This window comes from Xanthomonas sp. NCPPB 3582 (genome assembly GCF_041475735.2).
GTDB lineage: Bacteria > Pseudomonadota > Gammaproteobacteria > Xanthomonadales > Xanthomonadaceae > Xanthomonas > Xanthomonas codiaei.
Genome location: NZ_CM192968.1, coordinates 2079266 through 2099157, shown reverse-complemented (window position 1 = coordinate 2099157; position 19892 = coordinate 2079266). Strand labels below are relative to the sequence as shown.

At 67.8% G+C, this 19892-nt stretch carries 11 protein-coding genes; 1 reads left to right on the top strand and 10 read right to left on the bottom strand.

Annotated features, from left to right (window positions below):
* Positions 1–261: 261 nt before the first annotated feature.
* Entirely contained in the window at positions 262–2544 is a 2283-nt protein-coding gene (locus tag ACCQ05_RS08925; RefSeq protein ID WP_372393546.1) for a S9 family peptidase, read from the bottom strand.
* Between the two features lie 244 nt (positions 2545–2788).
* The gene (locus ACCQ05_RS08920; RefSeq protein ID WP_372393545.1) at positions 2789–5146 is read right to left on the bottom strand and encodes a glucosidase family protein; all 2358 of its coding nucleotides are present in this window, start codon (positions 5144–5146) and stop codon (positions 2789–2791) included.
* A gap of 594 nt (positions 5147–5740) precedes the next feature.
* Between ACCQ05_RS08920 and ACCQ05_RS08915 the strand changes: the two genes are divergently transcribed.
* Complete coding sequence (locus ACCQ05_RS08915) at positions 5741–6811, top strand: DUF5694 domain-containing protein (RefSeq protein WP_228961613.1); 1071 nt, start codon at positions 5741–5743, stop codon at positions 6809–6811.
* A 29-nt stretch (positions 6812–6840) separates the two neighbouring features.
* Here the strand turns inward: ACCQ05_RS08915 and ACCQ05_RS08910 are convergent, their stop codons facing one another.
* From ACCQ05_RS08910 to ACCQ05_RS08875, 8 genes are all read right to left on the bottom strand, one after another.
* The gene (locus ACCQ05_RS08910) at positions 6841–7137 is read right to left on the bottom strand and encodes a hypothetical protein (RefSeq protein WP_104544186.1); all 297 of its coding nucleotides are present in this window, start codon (positions 7135–7137) and stop codon (positions 6841–6843) included.
* A 117-nt stretch (positions 7138–7254) separates the two neighbouring features.
* Positions 7255–8808 (bottom strand): DUF5597 domain-containing protein, encoded by a 1554-nt coding sequence (locus ACCQ05_RS08905; RefSeq protein WP_372394005.1) that lies wholly within the window; start codon positions 8806–8808, stop codon positions 7255–7257.
* An 83-nt stretch (positions 8809–8891) separates the two neighbouring features.
* Positions 8892–11207 carry a S9 family peptidase gene (locus ACCQ05_RS08900; RefSeq protein WP_372394003.1) on the bottom strand — a complete coding sequence of 772 codons (2316 nt, stop codon included), beginning with the start codon at positions 11205–11207 and terminating at the stop codon, positions 8892–8894.
* 22 nt (positions 11208–11229) lie between these two features.
* Complete coding sequence (locus ACCQ05_RS08895; protein ID WP_372393544.1) at positions 11230–12801, bottom strand: APC family permease; 1572 nt, start codon at positions 12799–12801, stop codon at positions 11230–11232.
* A gap of 460 nt (positions 12802–13261) precedes the next feature.
* Positions 13262–15100, bottom strand: coding sequence for a DUF885 domain-containing protein (locus ACCQ05_RS08890; protein ID WP_372393543.1), 1839 nt, complete (start codon positions 15098–15100; stop codon positions 13262–13264).
* On the bottom strand, positions 15097–16914 hold the full coding sequence (locus tag ACCQ05_RS08885) for a DUF885 domain-containing protein (RefSeq protein ID WP_228961176.1): 1818 nt from the start codon (positions 16912–16914) through the stop codon (positions 15097–15099). Before ACCQ05_RS08885 ends, ACCQ05_RS08890 begins: the two co-directional genes overlap by 4 nt.
* Before the next feature lie 97 nt (positions 16915–17011).
* Positions 17012–18211, bottom strand: a complete 1200-nt coding sequence (locus ACCQ05_RS08880) for a M24 family metallopeptidase (protein ID WP_228961177.1) — start codon at positions 18209–18211, stop codon at positions 17012–17014.
* On the bottom strand, positions 18208–19800 hold the full coding sequence (locus ACCQ05_RS08875; protein ID WP_228961178.1) for an aldehyde dehydrogenase family protein: 1593 nt from the start codon (positions 19798–19800) through the stop codon (positions 18208–18210). Before ACCQ05_RS08875 ends, ACCQ05_RS08880 begins: the two co-directional genes overlap by 4 nt.
* Positions 19801–19892: the final 92 nt, after the last annotated feature.

The following is a 19892-nucleotide window of genomic DNA, read 5'->3' as shown; positions in this document are numbered from 1 at the left end:
CAATGTGCCTATGCGCACGCGCGACGTCTTGTCGCATTTGGCGGCAGCGCATGCGGAAAACAGCATGGTTGGCCCGCGCATGCGCGGGCACTGCAGCGCTAGTGCAGTTGGGTCTGGTCCATCCACCGTCATCCGCGCAGCCACGCCCCCGTGGCCATCGGCACGCGCTGTGATTGCTGCTGCATGCCCGGCCTGACGCGTTTGCGCGATGGTGGCAGCCAGCCCGGCCCGATCACGCCGACCGCGGCGCCGCGCCGTGCATCACGGTGCGGCGGGCACCGCTGCCTGCGGTGCAGTGCTTGCCGGGCTGCGGTTCCACTCCGGCGTTGGGGCGCGCTGCATCCAGCGTATGAAGAAATCCAGCAGGCGCCGCCTGCCGTAATCGCCGCCAGCGCCGTGATCGCCGCCCGGCACCACCAGCAGGTCGAAATCCTTGTTGGCCTTGATCAAGCGATCGGCCACCTGGAACGTGCTGGCCGGATCGACGTTCATGTCCATGTCGCCGGTGATCAACAACAGATGGCCTTGCAGGCGTGCGGCGTTTTCCACGTTGGAGGATTCGGCGTACCACGGCCCCACCGGCCAGCCCATCCATTGCTCGTTCCACCAGATCTTGTCCATGCGGTTGTCGTGGCAACCGGAATTGGCCACGCCGGCCACATAAAACTCCGGATGGAACAGCAACGCACCCAACGCGTTCTGCCCACCGGCGGACGTGCCGAACACGCCGATGCCGCCGACGATGTCGTACCACGGGTACTGCTCGGCAGCGGCCTTATGCCAGGCGATGCGGTCGGGCAAACCGGCATCCTTGAGGTTGCGCCAGGCCACATCGTGAAAAGCGCGCGAGCGGTTGTTGGTGCCCATGCCATCGATCTGCGCCACCGCGAATCCCATCCCCGTGAGGGTAAACACGTGGGCACTGAACGTCTTGGGCACGAACGATCCCTGCGGGCCGGCATAGATGTACTCGACCGTGCGATACCGCTGCTGCGGGTCGAACTGCTGCGGGCGATGGATCACCCCCCAGATCTCGGTCTTGCCATCGCGCCCGACGCTGTGGAACGGCAACGGCGGTTGCCAGCCGCTGGCGAGCAGCCGGCTCAGATCGGTGCGCTCCACGGTCTGCGCCAATCCGCCATCGGCACTGCGCCGCAGCTCCAGTACCGGGCCAAGGTCCACGCGCGAGTAAAGATCCACGAACCATTTTCCGTCCGGCGAGTAGCTCACTTGGTGATCGGCGGCCTGCGGCGTCAGCGCTATCAGGCCCGTGCCATCCAGGCCAATACGGTAAGCGTGCCGGTAATACGGGTCTTGCCCGGGTTGCATGCCCGAGGCGGTGAAGTACAGCTGGCCCGCCGCCTCATCGATGTAGTCGAGCTTGCGCACCACCCAGTCGCCACGTGTCACCTGGCGTATCACCTCGCCGCGATGGCCATCGTAGAGATACACGTGCTCCCAGCCATCGCGCTCGGAAGCCCACAGAATCTGCGTGCCGTCGGCCAGATCCTTGCGCGCGTGCTTGCCGCCGTCTTCGTGGCTGCCGCTGAGTTCGGAGTATTCGATGAAGGTGGGCGAGGTTTCTTCGATCAGCGTGCGTGCGGCCGCCGTGCGCGCATCCACCTCGATCACGCGATAGAGCTGGTGGCCGCGCGCGTTGTACTCGAAGGTGAAGCCGCGGCTGTCCTTCCACCACTGCAGACTGGTCAGCGTGAAGGCATTGGGCAGCAACGTCATTGCGACCGGGTGGGCCGCACCGGTGGCGATATCGAACAGCACCGGCTGCATCACCGGCAACGCATCGCCCGGCTTTGGATAGATCTGCTGATGCAGCTTGGGCTGCACGCGATCGGCCGGCGCCGATTCGATGTAATACACCATGTGTGGCGGCGGCGCCTTGACCCGGTAGGCGGCCAGGTGCTGCGAGTCCGGCGACCATTCCACGCTGTCGATAGCGTAATAGTCGCCGCTGCTGCCGTCGCGGCTGAGAACCCGGCGTTCGCCACCGTCCTTCGGCGCAATCACCAGGTTGCCCTGCTCCACCCACGCGCGCCAGCGCCCGTCCGGCGATGGCTTGGCAGTGCGCTCGCCTTGCTTGAGTGGCAGCGCCATGTCCATCGTTTCGGCTGGCACGTCGCGGTCAGGCTGACGCGCACAGCGATACCGCGCCAGATCGCATTGCCACCCCAGCCGCGCCAATTGAAAGCCCAGGCGCTGCTGCACGAGCGTTGGCTGTTTCAGCGCCAGTGCGGCCGCGTCGACATCTTGCGCGCCGGCCTGGCTCAAGGCTGCTGCCAGCCGTGCATGATCGAAGGCCAGCGCATTGCGGCCGGTGGCGGCATCCACCAGGCGGTATTCGATGGCCGGCGCCCGATTGGCACGCGCAACACCGCGCCGGTACAGGAACTGCCCCGCATCGACCCACACCGGCTCGGCAGGTTCATGATCGACCAGCGACAGGTAACGATCGGACAGTTCCATCGCCTGGGTGTACTGCGCGGCGGTGGGTGCCGCGTTCTGCGCCAACGCGGCGTTCGTCAGCATCGACAACAGCACAACGCAGACGCGCCAGCCCACAGGGTGACGACGGCGGGGCATCAGCGTACAAGCAGATAAGGACTTCATAGCGGTTCCGTCGATCCAGCGCAGTGATGGCCCGGTCTATCCAGCGCCGGCTTGTGAGGTAGAGGGCACGGCCAGCATCGCAGCAAATGCCTGCGCGACTGCGCACCGTTACGAGGCCGATGTATTCAACGACGTAGCGTGTTGCCGCCGCGACGAGCGCGCGTCATGCAAACCACGCCTGCACCCTGACCAGCGCCGCCGCTCCCGGCAACGCCACCCGGTCGGCATGCGGGCCCTGCGGACGCACCGGCTTGCCGTCGACCAGAACGCGCTGCAACCGCGTGCCCGCCGGAACGCGCAGGCTCAGCCAGGTGCGCTCGGGCCTGCGCTCGGGCAGTTCCACCTCGCCCTCGATGCGGCGCTGTTGAAGATCGGTGCGCAGGCGCAGCGTGAGCGTGCCCCAGCGCGTGGGGGCAGCGCTGATACCGATCGGTGCACCGCTGCCCAGCCACGCGCGCGGCAGCGCGCGCGCCAGGAACAGCTGCTCGCCCGCACTGTCCTCGCTGACCAGCATCCAGCGCAGCAGCAAGGGAATGGTCATCTGTGCGGGCATGCAGAATAGCGGCATGCCGCCGGTGATGCCGCTGACCTCGCCCGCCGTCCAGCTGCCGCGCGTATGCACCTGGTAGCGGTGCGCATAGACGAACAGCAGATATTCTTCGATGCGGTCCAGCCGCAGCAATTGCTGCGCATACCCGTAGGAAATGAACCCGAGCAGGTCGCGGCTGCCCGGCTCCGGCGGCGCGATATTGGCCACCACGCCGATGCTGGTACCGCCATGGCCGCGCAGGCAGTCGATGACCAGATGGGCCAGATCGTCGGGCAGCACATCGGCCTGCAGCAGTTCGGCGTAGGCGCGGTGCGGCCATTGCTGTTCGCTGGGCTTTTCCTGCAACAACGATTGGCGAAAGGTCAGCGTGGTGCCCGGCAGCGGGCCCACGTAGGGCGGTGACAGGTCGCGGCGCACGTTCGCGCGCAGGCTGGCCTGGAGCCGCGCACGCAGCTGTCGTGCGCGGCGCCGCCACTGCGCCGCCCTTGCGGTATCGCCGCCCAGCGTGCTCCATACCTGGGCGATGTCTTCCCAGCCGCGGATCGTCAGCGCGCTGTTGGCGTAGTACGGCTTCCACCACAGCGAGGGATCGGGGAACAAACAGGCATCGGATTCGTTCCATCCATGCAGCAGGCCATGACCATGCACTGTGCGCGGCAGCGCCAGCGCCTGGTCGTGCAGATCGCACAACACCTGGGCAGTAGCGGCGATCTTGGGCAACAGCCGGCGCAGGCGCGCGGCGTCGCCGGTGTAGCGCAGATAGCGCGCCAGCAGCGACAGGGTCAGCCCGAACTGCCCGACTTCCGGCCCGCGCATGTTCGGCAGGCCATCGTCCTGCACGAACGCATCGAAATAGTTGTCGAGTACCGCCGCGGCCTGCTCAAAGCGGCCCCATTCCAGATTGGCGTACAGCGCGCTGGTGAAGGTGTCCTGGAAGCCGTCGTACTCGTTGCCGTAATAGTCGCGCTCCACCGCGCCGTACTTGGGGTAGTCGCCGCCGGGCCGCACCACCAGCTCGCGCGCGAAGGCGAAGTGCGCCATGTCGTTCCAGCTGGGGTCCGGCAGTTGCGCCTGCACGGTGCCGGCCAGCGCGTGCTGCCAGTACGCGGCGAAATCGATCAGCGCCGCGTAGAACTGTTCTGCGGTGGCCGCCGTGCGCGCGGTACCGAATGCGGGATAGCTGTGCGTGTAGTGCACCGCCACGATCTGCCCGCCGCGCACCTGCATGGTGCGGTGCCAGGTCTGCACCACGAAGCGGTCGGTGGCGCGCACATCGGCAAACACCAGCACGTCGTACCAGGCGTCGCTCGCGTTTTCGCGGCGCATCACCTTGCGGACCGCCGGCATCCAGCCGCCCAGCATGCCTTCTTCGCGGCGCTTGATCAGCGCCTCTTCGCCAAGCTCTGCGAAGGCGTGTTCCGGGCGCGCGGTACGGCTGCGGCCATTCGGCAGGATCGGCATGGTGTCCAACGCTTCACGCGTACCGACGAAGGTGGTCCATGGCCAGCGGCCTCCGTTGTCCTTGGGATCGAGCAAGGAGGCCGGCGGCGGCGCGACATCGCGTACCTGCGCCTCGTCCGGGTCGCCGTCGCGCAGCAGCCGGTCGGCCAGCAGGTCCGCATCGGCCATGGCCACCTGCGCCAGCGGCAGGCCGAAGTACGGCGCGCCTGCTGCCGGATAGGTGGCTTCGAGGCGCTTGTCCAGGCGCAGTACACCGGCATCGGTCTGCAGGGTCAGCGCAGCTTGCGGATCATCCAGACGCTCGTAGACGGTCCAGTCCTGCTGCAGATGCCGAAAACTGCAGAGCTTGCTGCCTGCAGGCGCAGTGGCGGGCAAGGCCTCCAGCTTCGGTTGCGCCAGCGCGGCGGGTGCGGCGGTGGCGTTCAGGCCGCCCTGCGCCGCAAGCACTGCGCCGGTGCCGACTGCCGCGGTAGCGGCCATGCCCTGCCGCAGGAAGGTTCTCCGGTCCATCGTTGCGCCCTCGAGTGATCCCGCCCTGCATGCTGCGCGCTGGCACCGGCTCCGTCTTGTGAGGCCTGTCTGGTGCGCGTGCGGAAATGGGCACACAGCAACGTCGGCATCATTCGATCGATGGCCAGCCGGCGGTGACGGGTGGTACCAATGCCGCCGCGCCGCGTGAGTGATCTTGCCGGCACGCCTCCCTGGTGCCGGCGGCGTGCAGCCGCGCCTGGCGCTACCGCAGCGGCACGGAAGGGTGGCCGCGACAACGATGGCTGTCGCGCCGCCAGCGGGCGGGACGCCAACACCGGCCTGGGCGTGCCCAACGGCGTAACGCGCACCGCCGCGCTACGGCAGGACCGAGCGCACCGCAGCGTCGCCCCTGCCGATTGACCGCATGACTTCTCGCCCAGGCTCACCAGGCGGTGCGGCAGCCACACTCGCCGCACCTGTCCTGCCGCAGGGGTGCACATGCGGCGGTGCGAACGCAACCACTCCACAAGGAAGCTCATGCAGATCCCACCACCGTCGACATCGGGCACGTCCGTCGCCACGCCAGTGCGCCCGATGGCCTTGCCAGTCCTGAACGCGCTGTTGCGGCCTCGCATGCTGTGCGCGGCGCTGCTGGCGCTGCTCGCCCCCTGCCTCGCGCAGGCGCAAGTGGATCTGTCGCAGCTGGATGCGGAGATGGCCGCGCCGCGCACCCAGGTACTGGTGCTTGGCAGCGTGCACCTGTCGCAGCTGCCTACGGGCAGCGACATCAGTGCAGCACGCCTGCAGCCCTTGCTGGAGCGGTTGGCGGCCTACGCGCCGACCATCATCACCGTCGAGAACCTGTCCGGCGAGACCTGCGATCTGATGCGGCGGCATCCGGCGGTGTATCTCCCCGAAGACAGCGCGAGCTATTGCCCGGACACCGCCGACGCCCTGCGTGCCACCGGGCTGGATGTGCCGGCGGCCATCGCGCGGGTGCGGGACACGCTGCGTCGCTGGCCGGCCACGCCCACGCCTGCGCAACGCCGCCAGTTGGCCGCGTGGTGTCTTGCGGCGGGCGATCCGTCGTCGGCGCTGGTGCAGTGGCTGCAACTGGCGCCTGGCGAGCAACGGGCGGGCGATGGCCTGGATGCCGCGCTGGTCAGCCGGCTGCGCAACGCCGAGCAGCGGCCCAACGAGAGCTACCAGATCGCCGCCCGCCTGGCGGCCCGGCTTGGCCTGCAGCGCGTGTATCCGGTCGACGACCACACCGGCGACAACGTGGACCTGGGCGACCCGTCGGCCTATGGCAAGGCGATCCAGGCCGCCTGGGACAAGGCCGCGCCGCGTGCAGCCGCAATGCGCGCGCACGAAGACGCGCTGGCAGGTGCGGGCAGGTTGCTGGCGCTGTATCGCGCAATCAACCTGCCGGCCAGCCAGCAACTGGCCATTGCGGTGGATTTTCGCGCGGCACTGGGCGAAGCCTCAGCGCCGCGCTACGGGTATCGCTACGTGTCCGGCTGGGAGATCCGTAACCTGCGCATGGTGTCCAACGTGCGTGCCAGCTTCGCCGAGCAACCGGGCGCCCGCGTGCTGGCGGTGGTCGGCGCCAGCCACAAGCCGTGGTTCGACAACTGGCTGGGCCAACTGCAAGGCGTGGATATCGTCGATGCGCAGCAGGTACTGGGGGCCGACCCGGAGTAAGCGCGGCCGAAGAAGCGGCGACGGGCCGGTCAGGCCAGTACATCGAGCAGGCTGCCCAGCGCCTGCTCGGAGCGGCGCAGCACCGTGGCGTTGGCCTGGAAATCGGTGCGCGCCGACAGCCCCTCGACCAGATCGGCGACGGGTGCGGCCGGATCGGCTGGCGCCTCCACCACGCTGGCGGTCACGCCGCCATTGACCTGCGTGCTGGCGGCCACCGCCTGACGCGGGCTGCCCTCCACCGGGTGGCGGGCCACGTTGCTGGCGGCCACCTGCTGGCGCAGCGCGGCGGCCTGCATGCCGGAACTGGCGATGGTGCTGATGCTCATGCTGGCTCCGTTACGCAAGTGAGTGAGGAAATGCGGGATTCGATGGAGTGAGGCACTACGGACGCCAAGGGAGTGCTGGCAACCCTAGGCACGCAGTCGCCGCAGCGCCTGTGTCCGTCAATAGGTTCCGACCCGCACCCGCAGCACCACCGGTTCCGGGCTGCCAGGACCACCGCGGCCGAAGTTGAGCCCGTAGTCGGTCTGGTCGCCGTTGAGCTGCTTGTCCACCTGCCAGCGTCCGTCGACATACCGCCCCTGCTCCACCCGCAACAATTGCCCATGACGGGTATCGGCCGCCTCGCGGAAAAATTCAATGCGCGCGGCCATGCCGGTGACCAGGAACTCCTCCGGGCCCAGCTGCGCCACCAGCAGCCGACCGGCGTGGTCCGCGTTGCCGGGCAGGATCGCCGGCGCATCGCCCCACAGCGGCGCCCCGAACGATACCTTGGCCTGCCAATCGCCAAAACGCAGCGTGCGTTGCGGCATGCCAGGCTGCTCGGCGATGCCTTGCAAGCGGCCATCGAAGGCGGCCTGCGCCAGCACGCGTTGCAGCGGCGCCAGCAGCTGGAAGTTGGCCGCATGCGCGGCGGTGGCGGCGCGATTGGCCTCGCTGTCCGGATTGCCATCCATGCCGAAGGTCGAGAAGCCCACCCCGCCCTGCCCCAGCACATGAAACAGGTAAGGCGCCGTCGCCGCTTCGAACCCGGTTTCCGACACCCAGGCCGGGTTGTCCGGCCGCGCGTACTGGCCGATGACCTTGGTGTATTCGTTGTAATCGTTGGTGTAGATGTCGGTGCCGATGAAATCGATCGACGGCGTGGCCGCGCGCCACAGCGCGAACACGTTCACCGTGGCGCCACCGGACGGATAGTCCAGGCCCGGATAGCGCTTGCCCTTGTAGCGCAGCCAGGTGTTGACGTAGAGCGGCAGCGGATACGCGCGCTTGCCGGCGGCGGCCACCTGCTCGATGTATGCCGCGGTGGCATGCGCGTTGAAGGCCTCGGCCGCCTCCGCGCCGAACAGCTGTTGCCAGCTGCCCTGCGGCTTGCCCAGCGCCTGCGCGATCGCTGCGGGCACCGGCTGCGCGAATGCCGCCTCGCCGGCCGCGCCATGGTCGCGCACCGTCCCGATCGCGCCGGGCTCGTTTTCCACCTGCACCAGGATCACCGTGTGGCGCTCGCCATCGACCTTGCGCAGGTGCTGCATCAACGCGGTGAACGCACGCGCATCGGCCTGCACATTGGCGGCCGCATGCGGCGACAGCACATCCACCGGCGTGCCATTTGTATCGCGCATGCGCGGGTAGGTGGTCTCGTCGCGCTTGATCCACTCCGGCACGTAATGCATCTGGCCGTTCTTCCAGCTGCCGAACCACAGCAATGCCACGCGCAGCCCGCGCTTGCGTGCGCCGGCGATCAACGCATCCACGTTGGTGGTGTCGAAGCGGCCCTGCACGGGTTCGAACTGCTCCCAGTACACCGGCGCTTCCACCGTGTTGGCATGCAGCGCGACCACCTCGTCCAGCGCCTCGGGCAACACCGCCGGCCAGGCGCTGGAGTTGTGCAGTTGGGCGGCCAGGATGGTGTACGGCGCACCGTCGACGAAGACCGCGTGGCGGCCGTTCTCGCTGACGAAGCGCGGCATCTCTTCGGCGTATGCCGCCGGTGTCATCGCGATGACCAGCAGCGACACCACACACAGGTAAACAACCGCGCGGCCACGCTGGCGCAGCGCGGATAAACGGGCAAGCAGCATCAGCGAGCCTCCGGGGCGGATGAATTCCAGTGCGGCGTGGGCTGCCCGAGCAGATGACGCACGAAGAAGTCGTACTGGCGGCGCTGCACGTAGTCGATCGGCCCGCTGGAGCGGCCCACCGAATGTTCGCCGCCCGGCACGTTGAGCAGGTCGAAGTCCTTGCCGGCCTTGATCAAGGCATCCACTACCTGTGCGGTGGACGCCGGGTCCACATTGCTGTCCTGCTCGCCGACGATCAGCAGCAGGTCGCCCTGTAATTTGCTCGCATTGACCACGCCGGACGCATCGGCATAGCTGGCATCCACCGGCCAGCCCATCCACTGCTCGTTCCAGCTGATCTTGTCCATGCGGTTGTCGTAGCAGCCGGCGAACGCCACGCCCACCGTGTAGAACTCCGGGTGGCGTTCCAGCGCACCCAGGGTGCTCTGCCCGCCGGCCGACGCACCGTAGATGCCGACCCGGCTGATGTCGTACGAAGGGTCTTTCGCGGCCAGCGCGCGGTGCCAGGCGATGCGGTCGGCAAAGCCGGAATCGCCCAGGTTCTTCCACGCCACATCGTGGAATGCCTTGGAGCGATTGGCGGTGCCCATGCCATCGATCATCACCACGATGAAACCCAGGTCCGCCTGCGCCTGCATGCCGATCTGCTTGTCGCCGCCGGAGTGATAGCCGAACGGCCAGAACGTCTTGGGAACGAAGGAATCGTGTGGGCCGGCGTAGATGTTCTCGATCACCGGATACCGCTTGCGCGGGTCGTAGTCGCGCGGCCGCACCACCATGCCCCAGATATCGGTCTTGCCATCGCGGCCCTTGGCGACGAAGGTCTGCGGCGCGCGCCATCCGGCCGCCAGCAGCCGGTCGATGTTGCCTTGCTCCACCTGCTGCAGCAGACGGCCATCGATGGCATGCAGCTCCATCACCGGCGGCAGGTCCGGGCGCGAATAGACATCGACGTAATGCCGGCCATCGTCTGCAATCGCCACATCGTGATCGGCGTCGGCATGGGTCAGCCGGGTGAGCTGGCGGCCGTCGAAATCCACGCTGTAGAGCTGCCGGTAATACGGGTCCTTGCCCGCGTCCATGCCGCTGGCGGTGAACCAGATGCGGCGCTGTGCGTCGTCCACCTTCACTACATCGCGCACCACCCATGGCCCGCGCGTGAGTTGGCGCTTGGGCTTGCCGCTGTGGCCGTCGAACAGGTACAGATGCCGCCAGCCGTCGCGCTCGGAAATCCACAGAATCTCATCGCCATGCGCGTCCACGTCATGACGAAAGCTGCGGTCGGCATAGACGAAGGTGGGTGCATCTTCACCAACGGCGACGTGCGCACGCCCGCTGCGGGCATCCACCGCGATCACGCGCATCTGCTGGAAACCGCGTTGCACATAGTCGAAGCTCACACTGCGCCCATCCGCCCGCCATTGCAGCGGCGACAAGGAATACGGCGTAGCGAACAAGGCGTTGTCCACCACGCGTCGTGTGCCGTCCACTGCCAGCAGCACCGGCCGCTCCACATCCACCGCATCGCCCGGTTTGGGATACAGCTGGGTATGCACCACCGGCTGCAGGCGACCGGGCGGTGCAGCCTCCACACGGGTCACCCGGCGTGCGGTGCCCGGGCGCACCCGGTACACCGCCAACTGCTGCGAATCGGGCGACCAGGCAATGCTCTCCGGGTCGAAATAGTCTTCCGCGCGGCCATCGTCGGTGCGCTGGACGAGCCGGCCATCGGCCACCCGGCGCACGACCAGGTTCCAGCCATCGGCCAGCGCCTCCCACTTTCCGTCGGGCGAGCGGCGCGGGGTGATGTCGGCCGCCACGTCCGGGTCGCGCACCACGCCGAAGCCGCGCGGCCGCTGGCGCATCTGCGATTGCCGGCCAGGCTCGTCGGGCGCGCAGCGGTAGGTGGTCAACGTACAGCGCCACGCAACCTCCTCGAGGGCGAAGAAGATCGCCCCGTCCTCGCGTCCGCCTTCCTGCGAATACGCAAACTGCTCGAATGGCAACGTCAACGCCGTATAGCGCGTCCCGGTGGCAGCCTGCAGCGCCTGCGCCACGCGCGCCTGGTCGAAGGCCGGTTGCTTGTGCAGCGTGGCCACGTCCGCGCGAATGAAGGCGAACCCGCCAGCCACGGTCTTGCGATAGTAGAACGTCCCGTCGTCCTGCCATTGCGCCGGCCAGGCGACGTTTTCGGTCAACGTGCTCCAGTGCGCGCGCAGGCCGAGCGAGCGCTGGTAATCGGCCACCGTGGGCGCGGCTTGCGCATTGGCCGTGAGCCACAGCATGCCTGCGGCCACGACGCGCACCGCCCGCATGACCCGTGCAGCACCGCACGTGTCATTGGCCATCGTCTTCCTCCAACGCCAGTTCGTCGCTACGCAGGCCGCTGCGTGCGCCCCAGTGATAGATGAACAACGCAATCACCGCCACGCTCAGCGTATCGAACGGATGCGCGATCCAGCCGTGCCCGCCGAAGGTGCCGGCCCAGGACACCGCCATCACCAGCACGAAGAACACGATCCACCACAGCGATGCGCGCACCTGCCGTAGCAGCCGCGCACGCCCGTCGCGCGAGGGCAGCCGGTACAGCACATACAGCGCAAACGCGAGCACCTGCAGCCCGAGCAACCACGACAGGGTCGGCCAGGTGGACCAGTACACGATCAACGCGGCCACCATGAACGACAGCGGCCCCAGCACGCCCAGCCCGCGCACGAAGAACGGCCGCGGCAAGTCCGGCGCACTGCGACGCAATGCGGCCACCGTCACCGGCGCCACCGCATAGCTCAGCACCAGCGCCGCCGATACCACCCCGATCAGCGTCTCCCACGACGGAAACGGCAGCGTCCAGAAGATCGACAGCCCCAGGCTCAACCACAACGCCGGACGCGGAATGCCCGATGCCGGGTCCACCCGCGTCAGCACCGGCAGGAATCCTCCGCTACGCGCCCAGCCATACACCACGCGCGGCGTGGCATTCATGTAGATATTGCCGGTGCCGCTGGGCGAGACCATCGCGTCGCAGATCACCAGCGCTGCCAGCCACGCCATGCCAAGGGCAAGAGCGATGTCGTGATATGGCAACGAAAATGCCTTGTCGATACCGCTCCACCCCTGAGCCAGTTGCGCGGCCGGAATGCTGCCCAGGAACGCCAGCTGCAGCAGCACATAGATCACCGTGGACAGCGCCACCGACAGGATCAGCGCGATGGGGATATTGCGCTGCGGGTCGCGTACCTCACTGGCCACCGACACGATCGGTGTCAGCCCCAGATACGCGAAGATGATACCGCCGGCGGAGATCGCCGCTTCCACCCCCGCCATACCCGACGGCGCAAACCCGTGCACGCTCAGGTTGCCTGCATCGAAGTGCTGCATCAGCAACACGATCACCAGGATCGGCACCAGGAACTTGAAGATGCTGACCAGGTTGTTGGCCAGCGCGAAGGTCTTGACGCTGAAGTAGTTGAGCAGGAAGAACAGCACCAGCAAGGCCAGCTGCACCAGCCAGCCCCAGAGGCTGGGATGGGTGCTGCCCGGTTGGCTCAACCACGGAAACCATGCCGCTGCATATTGCCGCGCGGCTTCCACCTCGATGGCAATCAGGCTGGAAAATGCGATCAGGGTGATGAAGCCGGTCAACGATCCCAGCAGCGCGCCATGCGAATACTCCGGGTAGCGCACCACTCCACCAGCGCGCGGCAAGGCCGCGCCCAGTTCGCAGTACACCAACCCCAGCAGCAACACCGCAACACCGCCGACGATCCAGGACACGATGCCGGCCGGCCCGGCGATCGAGGACACGTGGCTGGCCGAGAACAACCATCCGGAACCAAAGATCGAGCCCAATCCGATGAAGGTGAGGTCGGTCAGGCTCAGCCGCTTGTGGAACTTGCCTTGTGTGGCCATGGTGTCCCTCGTTGAAAAGGTTGTCGCCGATTCCTAACTCTTGCAGCCCGTACCCTCACCCCAACCCCTCTCCCGGGGGGAAAGGGGCTTGAACGACTCGCCCTTCTCCCACCGGGAGAAGGTGCCCCGAAGGGGCGGATGAGGGTGCGCGCGCAGCCTCGTGTCCTTTCGACATTGCACAGCTTCGCGCCGTACCCTCACCCCCCCCCCTCTCCCAAAGGGAGAGGGGCTCGAACGACATCCCTTCTCCCTGCGGGAGAAGGTGCCCCGAAGGGGCGGATGAGGGTACGGGCGCAGCCTCGTGTCCTTTCGACATTGCGCAGCTTCGCTCCGTACCTCACCCCAATCCCCGCTCCGCACCCCGCCCCGCGCTTGCGGCGCGGGCGCTCCAAGGCACGCGCGCCAGTGGCGCGCAAACTGCGCCTTCTCTCCCCAAGGGGAGAGAGGATTCACAGCATTGCTATTGCTCCGATGCCTCCTGTGCCCAAGGCGACTTCCCGCCCTCGGCGATGAAGCGGTCGATGCGCTGCTCCAGCACCGGGAGCGGCACCGAGCCGGTTTCCAGGATCGCGTCGTGGAAGGCGCGGATGTCGAACGTCTCGCCGAGCGCGGCTTCGGCTTTATGCCGCAACTCGATGATCTTCAATTCGCCCAGGTAATACGACAACGCCTGCCCAGGCCAGGCAATGTAGCGATCCACCTCGGTGGTGACTTCGTGCTCGCTCAGCGCGGTGTTGTCGCGCAAATAGGCCTGCGCCTGTTCGCGCGTCCAGCCCTGGTGGTGAATGCCGGTGTCGATCACCAGGCGGCAGGCACGCCACATCTGGTAGGTGAGATAGCCGAAGCGATCGTAGGGCGTGGCGTACATGCCCATTTCCTGGCCCAGGTACTCCGAATACAGCGCCCAGCCTTCGCCATAGGCCGAGATATAGCCGTAGCGGCGAAATGCCGGCAGGCCCTGCGCTTCTGCCGCCAGCGGCATCTGTAGCGCGTGGCCGGGCGAGGATTCGTGCAGGGTCAGGGCGGTCAGGTTGTACAGCGGCCGCGATGGCAGGTTGTAGGTGTTGACCAGGTAGATGCCCGGCCCGCCGCGACCGCCGGTATAGAACGGCGCCAGCTCCGGCGGCACCGGCTCGATGGCGAAGCGGCGACGCGGCAGGCGGCCGATGTAATCGCCCACCTTGGCATCCACGCGCTTGGCGATCCACGCCGCCTGTTTGAGCAACTCTTCCGGCGTCTTGGCATAGAACTGCGGATCGGTGCGCAGGAACTGCAGGAATGCCGGGAACACGGCCTGCCCGGCCGGCGGCCTGAAGCCGCTCTCGGCGATGGTGGCGTCCATCTGCTTGCGCAGCTTGGCGACCTCCCGCAGGCCGATCTGGTGGATCTGCTCGGGGCTCAGGTCCAGCGTGGTGAACTCGCGGATCTGCGCGCGGTAATAGGCCTTGCCATCGGGCAGCGCCTCGCCGGCCAGCGTGCTGCGCGCGCGCGGCTGGTACTCGTTGCGGATGAAGTCCAGCAGGCTGGCGTAGGCCGGCACCACCTGGGTGTCGATGGTTTGCACCGCCTGCTGCCGCAGCTGCGCCTGCACCGCAGCCGGCAGCGTGGCAGGCAGTTGCTTGAATGGCGCGTAGAACGGATTGGCCTCCCCCCTGGCCTGCGCCACATCGGCGATGGATTGATCGCGCCCGGTCAGCGTGACCCTGGGCTGGCTGAAGCCGCGCGCAAGACCGGCACGCATGTTGTCGGTGTGCTCGGCGAAATAGCGCGGGATATCGGCCAGCATTTTCAGATAGCGCTGGCAGTCCTCGCGCGTGCGCAACGTGGCCTCGGCACTGAAGCCAAGGTCGCTCCAGAACGCCGAGTCGCTGTTGAACGGCATTTCCCAGGCGCGGAAATGCTGTTGGTCCAGCAGCACCTGCAGCTGCTGCCGGTACACCTGGTAACTCACCCGATCTTCGGCCGACAGCTGCGCCTGGGGAATCGCATCCAGTTCGGCCAGCGCTTGCTGCCAGTACGCGGTGCGCTGGTTCTGGGTGGCGACATCGACCTTGGGCAGATGGTCGGACTGCGTGTCCTGCGTGGCCTGAGTGTCTTCATCCACCGCGCCGGACAACTGCGCCTGGCGCCAACGCCATTCGCGCGTGTACAGCGCCTTGAAGCGGGCCGCGGCCGTGTTCTGCGCAGTCGGCGCAGGCTCGGCTGCGTGCACCTGCAGCGGCACACCCCACAGGCTGGCGGCGATCAGCAGGCCCAGCGCGCTGAGCCGCACCACGCTGCTGGCCGGCGACGCGCTCACTTGGCCACGCCCGGCGCGGCCTTGGCCTGCGCAATCCACTGCCGCACACGCTGCTGCAGCATCGCCAAGGGCATCGCGCCGCCGCCCAGCACGGCATCGTGGAAGGCGCGTACATCGAAGCGATCGCCCAGCGCTTTTTCCGCTTCCGCGCGCAGCGCCAGGATCTGCAGCTGGCCGAGCTTGTAGCCCAGCGCCTGGCCCGGCCAGACGATGTAGCGATCGGTTTCCGATTGAATGCTGGGTTCGTCGTCGGAGGGATGCGCGTGGAAGAAGTCCACCATCTGCTGGCGGTTCCAGCGCTTGTAGTGCACGCCGGTATCCAGCACCAGGCGGTTGGCGCGCAGCAGCTCGCCGGACAGTCGGCCGTAATCGTTGTAGGGGTCCTTGAAGAAGCCGATCTCCTTGCCCAGCCGCTCGGCATACAGCGCCCAGCCTTCGATGTAGGCGTTGTAACCGGCTTGCTGGCGAAACGGCGGCAACGGCAGCGTCTGCGCAAGCGAAATCTGCAGGTGATGGCCCGGCACGCCCTCGTGATAGGCGGTGGTTTCGATATTGACCAGCGTGCGGCTGGCGAAGTCGCTGGTGTTGACCTTCACGATCGCCGGCTTGGTGCCTTCGGGATTGCTTTGCCAGTATTCGGCGCCCGGCGCGGTGCGCCGGAATGCCGGCATCGCCTGCACCTCCAGCGGCGTCTTGGGCAGCTGCCCGAACAGCTTGGGCAGCTCCGGTTCCATTGCGGCGATGTACTGGCGGTAGTGCTGCAGGATCTGCTCGCCGGAGGTCGCGAAGTGGCGCTTGTCAGTCTCCACCGCCTTGCGGAAGCTGGCCAGGTCGGCGAATCCCTGCGCCTTGGCGATCACCGTCATCTCGGCTTCGATACGCGCCACTTCCTGCAGGCCGATCTGGTGGATCTGCTCGGGCGCCATGTCGGTGGTGGTCTGGGTGTGGATGGCGTAACGGTAGCGGCGCTCGCCATCGGGCAATGACCAGATGCCTTCGGAGCCGCGGCCCTGCGCGGCGTATTCGTCGCGCACGAAGGCGGACAGCTTGGCGTAGGCCGGGCGGACCTGCTGGTCGATCGCGGCCAGCAACTGCTTGCGTAGCGCGGCGCGCTGCTCGGCCGGCACCGCGGCATCGAGCTTCTTCAACGGCGAGGCGAACGGGCTCTGCTCGCCGCTGAGCGCGGCGATCTTGTCGATCTGCTCGGGCAGGCGCTCCAGCAGGTAACGCGGCTGCACCAACCCGTCCCTGGCCCCCTGGCGCGACACCTCGATGACCTGCTCGATCACGCGCGGAATGGCCTGCAGCCGCGCAATGTAGTCCTGGTAATCCTTGGCGTTTTCGAACGGAAACGCATCGCCATACCCGGCCAACGCCAGCTGGATGCCGCCGACCGGCTCCAGCGGCATCGCATAGGTCTTCAGCTCGATGCCCTCCAGCCTGTCGCGCAACTGGCCCAGCATCATCTGCAGGCTGAGCTGGCGTTGCTCGTCCAGCGCCTTGGCGTCCACCGCTTCGAACTGCTCAAGCAGGTCGGCGGTCGCGGCGCGCTCGGCGTGCACGGCCGCAAGCGAATAATCGCTCCAGCGATCGTTGTAGCGCTTGTCGCCGATGATGCTGGCGAACTCCGGGTTGTGCTGCAGCTGGTATTGCCACTGCTTGTCCAGCAGCGCATCGAAGGCCTGGGCGGCCTGTTCGCTGCTGGTGGCCGGGGACGTGGCAGCCGACGTCTGCGGGGCTGGCGGCGCCGGCTTGCAGGCAGTGAACAAGGCGGCGGCCAGCAGGCCGATGGCGACAGGACGCAGATGCTTCATGCAGTGACTCCAGTAATGCGAAAACGGCGGAATGGCGTTATCGGCAAGGCCGGTCGCGCCCGGCGGCGCTCCTGCGCGTGCGAGGGCCCGTACAGGCTTACGCAAACGGTTGGTCGATCGCCGGCGACGGCGGCGTGAACCACTGCGCGCCGGCGTCGGTGACATGGAAATGGTCTTCCAGGCGCACGCCGAACTGCCCGGGCACCACGATCATCGGCTCGTTGCTGGCGCACATGCCCGGCTGCAGCGGCAGCGCATTGCCGCGCACCAGATACGGCGCCTCATGAATCGCCAGGCCGCAGCCATGGCCAGTGCGGTGCGGCAAGCCGGGCAACCGGTAGTCCGGCCCCAGGCCCGCCGCTTCCAGCACCGTGCGCGCTGCCTGGTCCACCGCTTCGCAGGCCACGCCCGGGCGGATCGCCGCGAATGCTGCGGCCTGCGCGGCCTGCTCCAGGTCCCAGATGCGCTGCTGCGCGTCGCTGGGCCTGCCATAGATCCAGGTGCGAGTGATATCGGAGTGGTAGCCCTGCACGGTGCAGCCGGTGTCGATCAGTACCAGCTCGCCTTCGCGCAGCTGCTGCTCGCCGGGAATGCCATGCGGAAACGCGGTGGCGTGGCCAAACTGCACGATGCAGAAGGTCGAGCCGTTGTCCGCGCCCAGCGCGCGATGCGCCTGGTCGATGAAGCGCACCAGCTGGTCGCTGCCGATGCCTTCGTGCGCGATGCCCGCGGCCAGGCGCTGCACCAGCAGGGTCATGTCGCAGGCCTGCTGCATCAGCGCCAGCTCGGCGGCCGACTTGCACATGCGGCACCCATCGATGATGCCGCCCGCGTCGCGGATGGCGGTGCCCAGGTGCGCGCGCAGGCCGGTGTGCACGGCAAACGCGATGCCCGGATCCAGCGCCAGCGCGTGGGCATGGCGATCGTCCATGACCTGCACCACCAGCGCATATGGGTCCTCGTGTTCTTCCCACAGGAACTTGGCTACCGGAATCTGCAACACCGCGTCCAGCGAGCCCTCCTCGAAGGCCGGGCAGATCAGCGCCGGGTCGCCATCGAGGGTGAGCAGCATCGCCACCAGCCGTTCGCTTGCCCCCCACGGCACGCCGGTGAAGTAGCGCAGCGAGGTGCCGGCGCCGATCAACAGCGCATCCACGCCGTGCGCACGCATCAACCCACGCGCACGCTCGATGCGCTGCGCATACTCATCGGCTGCGATCGGCGCGGCACGCTGCGTCCAGGGCGCCAGTTGCGCCTGTGCCTGCTCCAGCGACAGACCACCGATCTGGGTGCTCATGCGCCCGCTCCCACGTCGGCGCTGCTCCACCGCCCGTCCACCAGGCGCGCCACGCCGCCGGGATTGCGCTGGCGCAGTTCGATCGGCAACAAGGCGTCGGGCACGGCGTCGTAGCTGTGCAAGGCCGCAAAACGACGGATCGCGCCGGGCATCCCGACCGCGGTGAAGCCCGGATGCCCGGTGCTCGGGAACGGCCCGCCATGATTCTGCGCCGCGCTCACCGCCACGCCGGTCGGCATCTTGCTGTTGATCAGCCGCCCCACCCGCGCACGCAGCACCGGCGCGATCGCCTGCCAGGCGGCATCGTCGCTGCCATCGGCAGCGCGGTACAGCGTGCCGGTGAGGTTGCCTTCGAACGCGGCTGCCAGCTGCGCCATCTGCGCGGTGTCGCGTGCGCGCACCAGCAGGCTCACCGGGCCGAAGGCCTCGGTCTGCAACGCCTGCGGATTGGCCAGGAAGGCCTGCGCGTCCACGCTCAGCAAGGTCGGCGCATAGCGAAACCCGTCTTCGCCGGTATGTCCCCCGGCCAGCGCCGCCGCACCGGCCGCACGCAGACTCGCCACGCCCCGCTGTACGCCCTCAACCCCCGCGGCCGAGAACAGCACCATCGGCAATGCGTCCTCGAAATGCGCCCTGGTGGCGGCGACGAAGGCATCGCCCGCGTCGCCGTGCGGCACCACCACCACCCCCGGATTGGTGCAGAACTGCCCGCTGCCCATGGTGCACGAGGCAAAGAATTCCTGCGCCAATGCATCGCCGCGCTCGGCCAGCGCGCCGGGCAACAGGAACACCGGGTTGACGCTGGACAGCTCGGCATAGAACGGCACGCCAGCCGCGTCGGCCGCGGCCTTCAAGGCCAGCCCGCCGGCGCGGCTGCCGGTGAAGCCGATCGCCCCCAGCCGCGCATCGCCGGCCAGGCGCGTACCCAGCGCAGGGTCGAGGTGATACAGCAACTGCACCGCTGCCGCCGGCAGGCCTGCGGCCAGCAGCGCCTGATGCGCGAGCTGGGCCATGCGCTGGCTGGTGGCCGGGTGCAGCGGATGCGCCTTGGCGATCACCGGGTTGCGCGCGGCGATCGCCGAAGCGAAATCGCTGCCGGCAATCGCATTGAACGCGAACGGGAAATTGTTGGGGCCGAACACCAGCACCGGCTTGCCCAGCGGCGCCAGATGCGAACGCAGGTCGGCGGCGGTGTCGATGATGGGATTGGTCCAGCTGTAGCTGCGCACCGCCTTGGCCGCCTGGCGCAGCTGCCCGCTGGTGCGCGGCAACTCGTTGCCACGCAGGCGGGTGGGCGCCGGCAAGGCGGTTTCTGCATGCGCGAGTGCGACCAGGGTGTCGGCGTCGGCATCCAGCGCCTCGGCATAGCCCTCCAGGAACGCAGCGATGCGCTCGGCCGGTGCGGCGGCCAGTTCGGCGGCCACTGCCTGCGCGGCGCGCAGTGCGGCCTCGATGTCCTGGGCACCGCTGACCGGAAACAGCGGGCCGATCGGCTCGCCGGTACTGGGATCGGCAGCGCGGAAGCTGCCGTTCGCCTGGCTGGGCTGCCATTGGCCGGCGAGCAGGATGGGTTGCAGCGTGTCGTTCATTGCGGCACCTTCGATTGCATGGACTGGGTCGCTGCGCGATGTGCCGCAGCGGCTGAGCAGGGAGGCGATGCGCAGGTCGCACTGCGTGCGGC

Bases quoted from the DNA above. Each gene is read 5' to 3' on its own strand.
- ACCQ05_RS08880 (WP_228961177.1), bottom strand. From the start codon at position 18,211: ATGAGCACCCAGATCGGTGGTCTGTCGCTGGAGCAGGCACAGGCGCAA.
- ACCQ05_RS08875 (WP_228961178.1), bottom strand. From the start codon at position 19,800: ATGAACGACACGCTGCAACCCATCCTGCTCGCCGGCCAATGGCAGCCC.
- ACCQ05_RS08925 (WP_372393546.1), bottom strand. From the start codon at position 2,544: ATGCTGACGAACGCCGCGTTGGCGCAGAACGCGGCACCCACCGCCGCG.
- ACCQ05_RS08895 (WP_372393544.1), bottom strand. From the start codon at position 12,801: ATGGCCACACAAGGCAAGTTCCACAAGCGGCTGAGCCTGACCGACCTC.
- ACCQ05_RS08920 (WP_372393545.1), bottom strand. From the start codon at position 5,146: ATGGACCGGAGAACCTTCCTGCGGCAGGGCATGGCCGCTACCGCGGCA.
- ACCQ05_RS08915 (WP_228961613.1), top strand. From the start codon at position 5,741: ATGCTGTGCGCGGCGCTGCTGGCGCTGCTCGCCCCCTGCCTCGCGCAG.
- ACCQ05_RS08910 (WP_104544186.1), bottom strand. From the start codon at position 7,137: ATGAGCATCAGCACCATCGCCAGTTCCGGCATGCAGGCCGCCGCGCTG.
- ACCQ05_RS08900 (WP_372394003.1), bottom strand. From the start codon at position 11,207: ATGCGGGCGGTGCGCGTCGTGGCCGCAGGCATGCTGTGGCTCACGGCC.
- ACCQ05_RS08885 (WP_228961176.1), bottom strand. From the start codon at position 16,914: ATGAAGCATCTGCGTCCTGTCGCCATCGGCCTGCTGGCCGCCGCCTTG.
- ACCQ05_RS08905 (WP_372394005.1), bottom strand. From the start codon at position 8,808: ATGACACCGGCGGCATACGCCGAAGAGATGCCGCGCTTCGTCAGCGAG.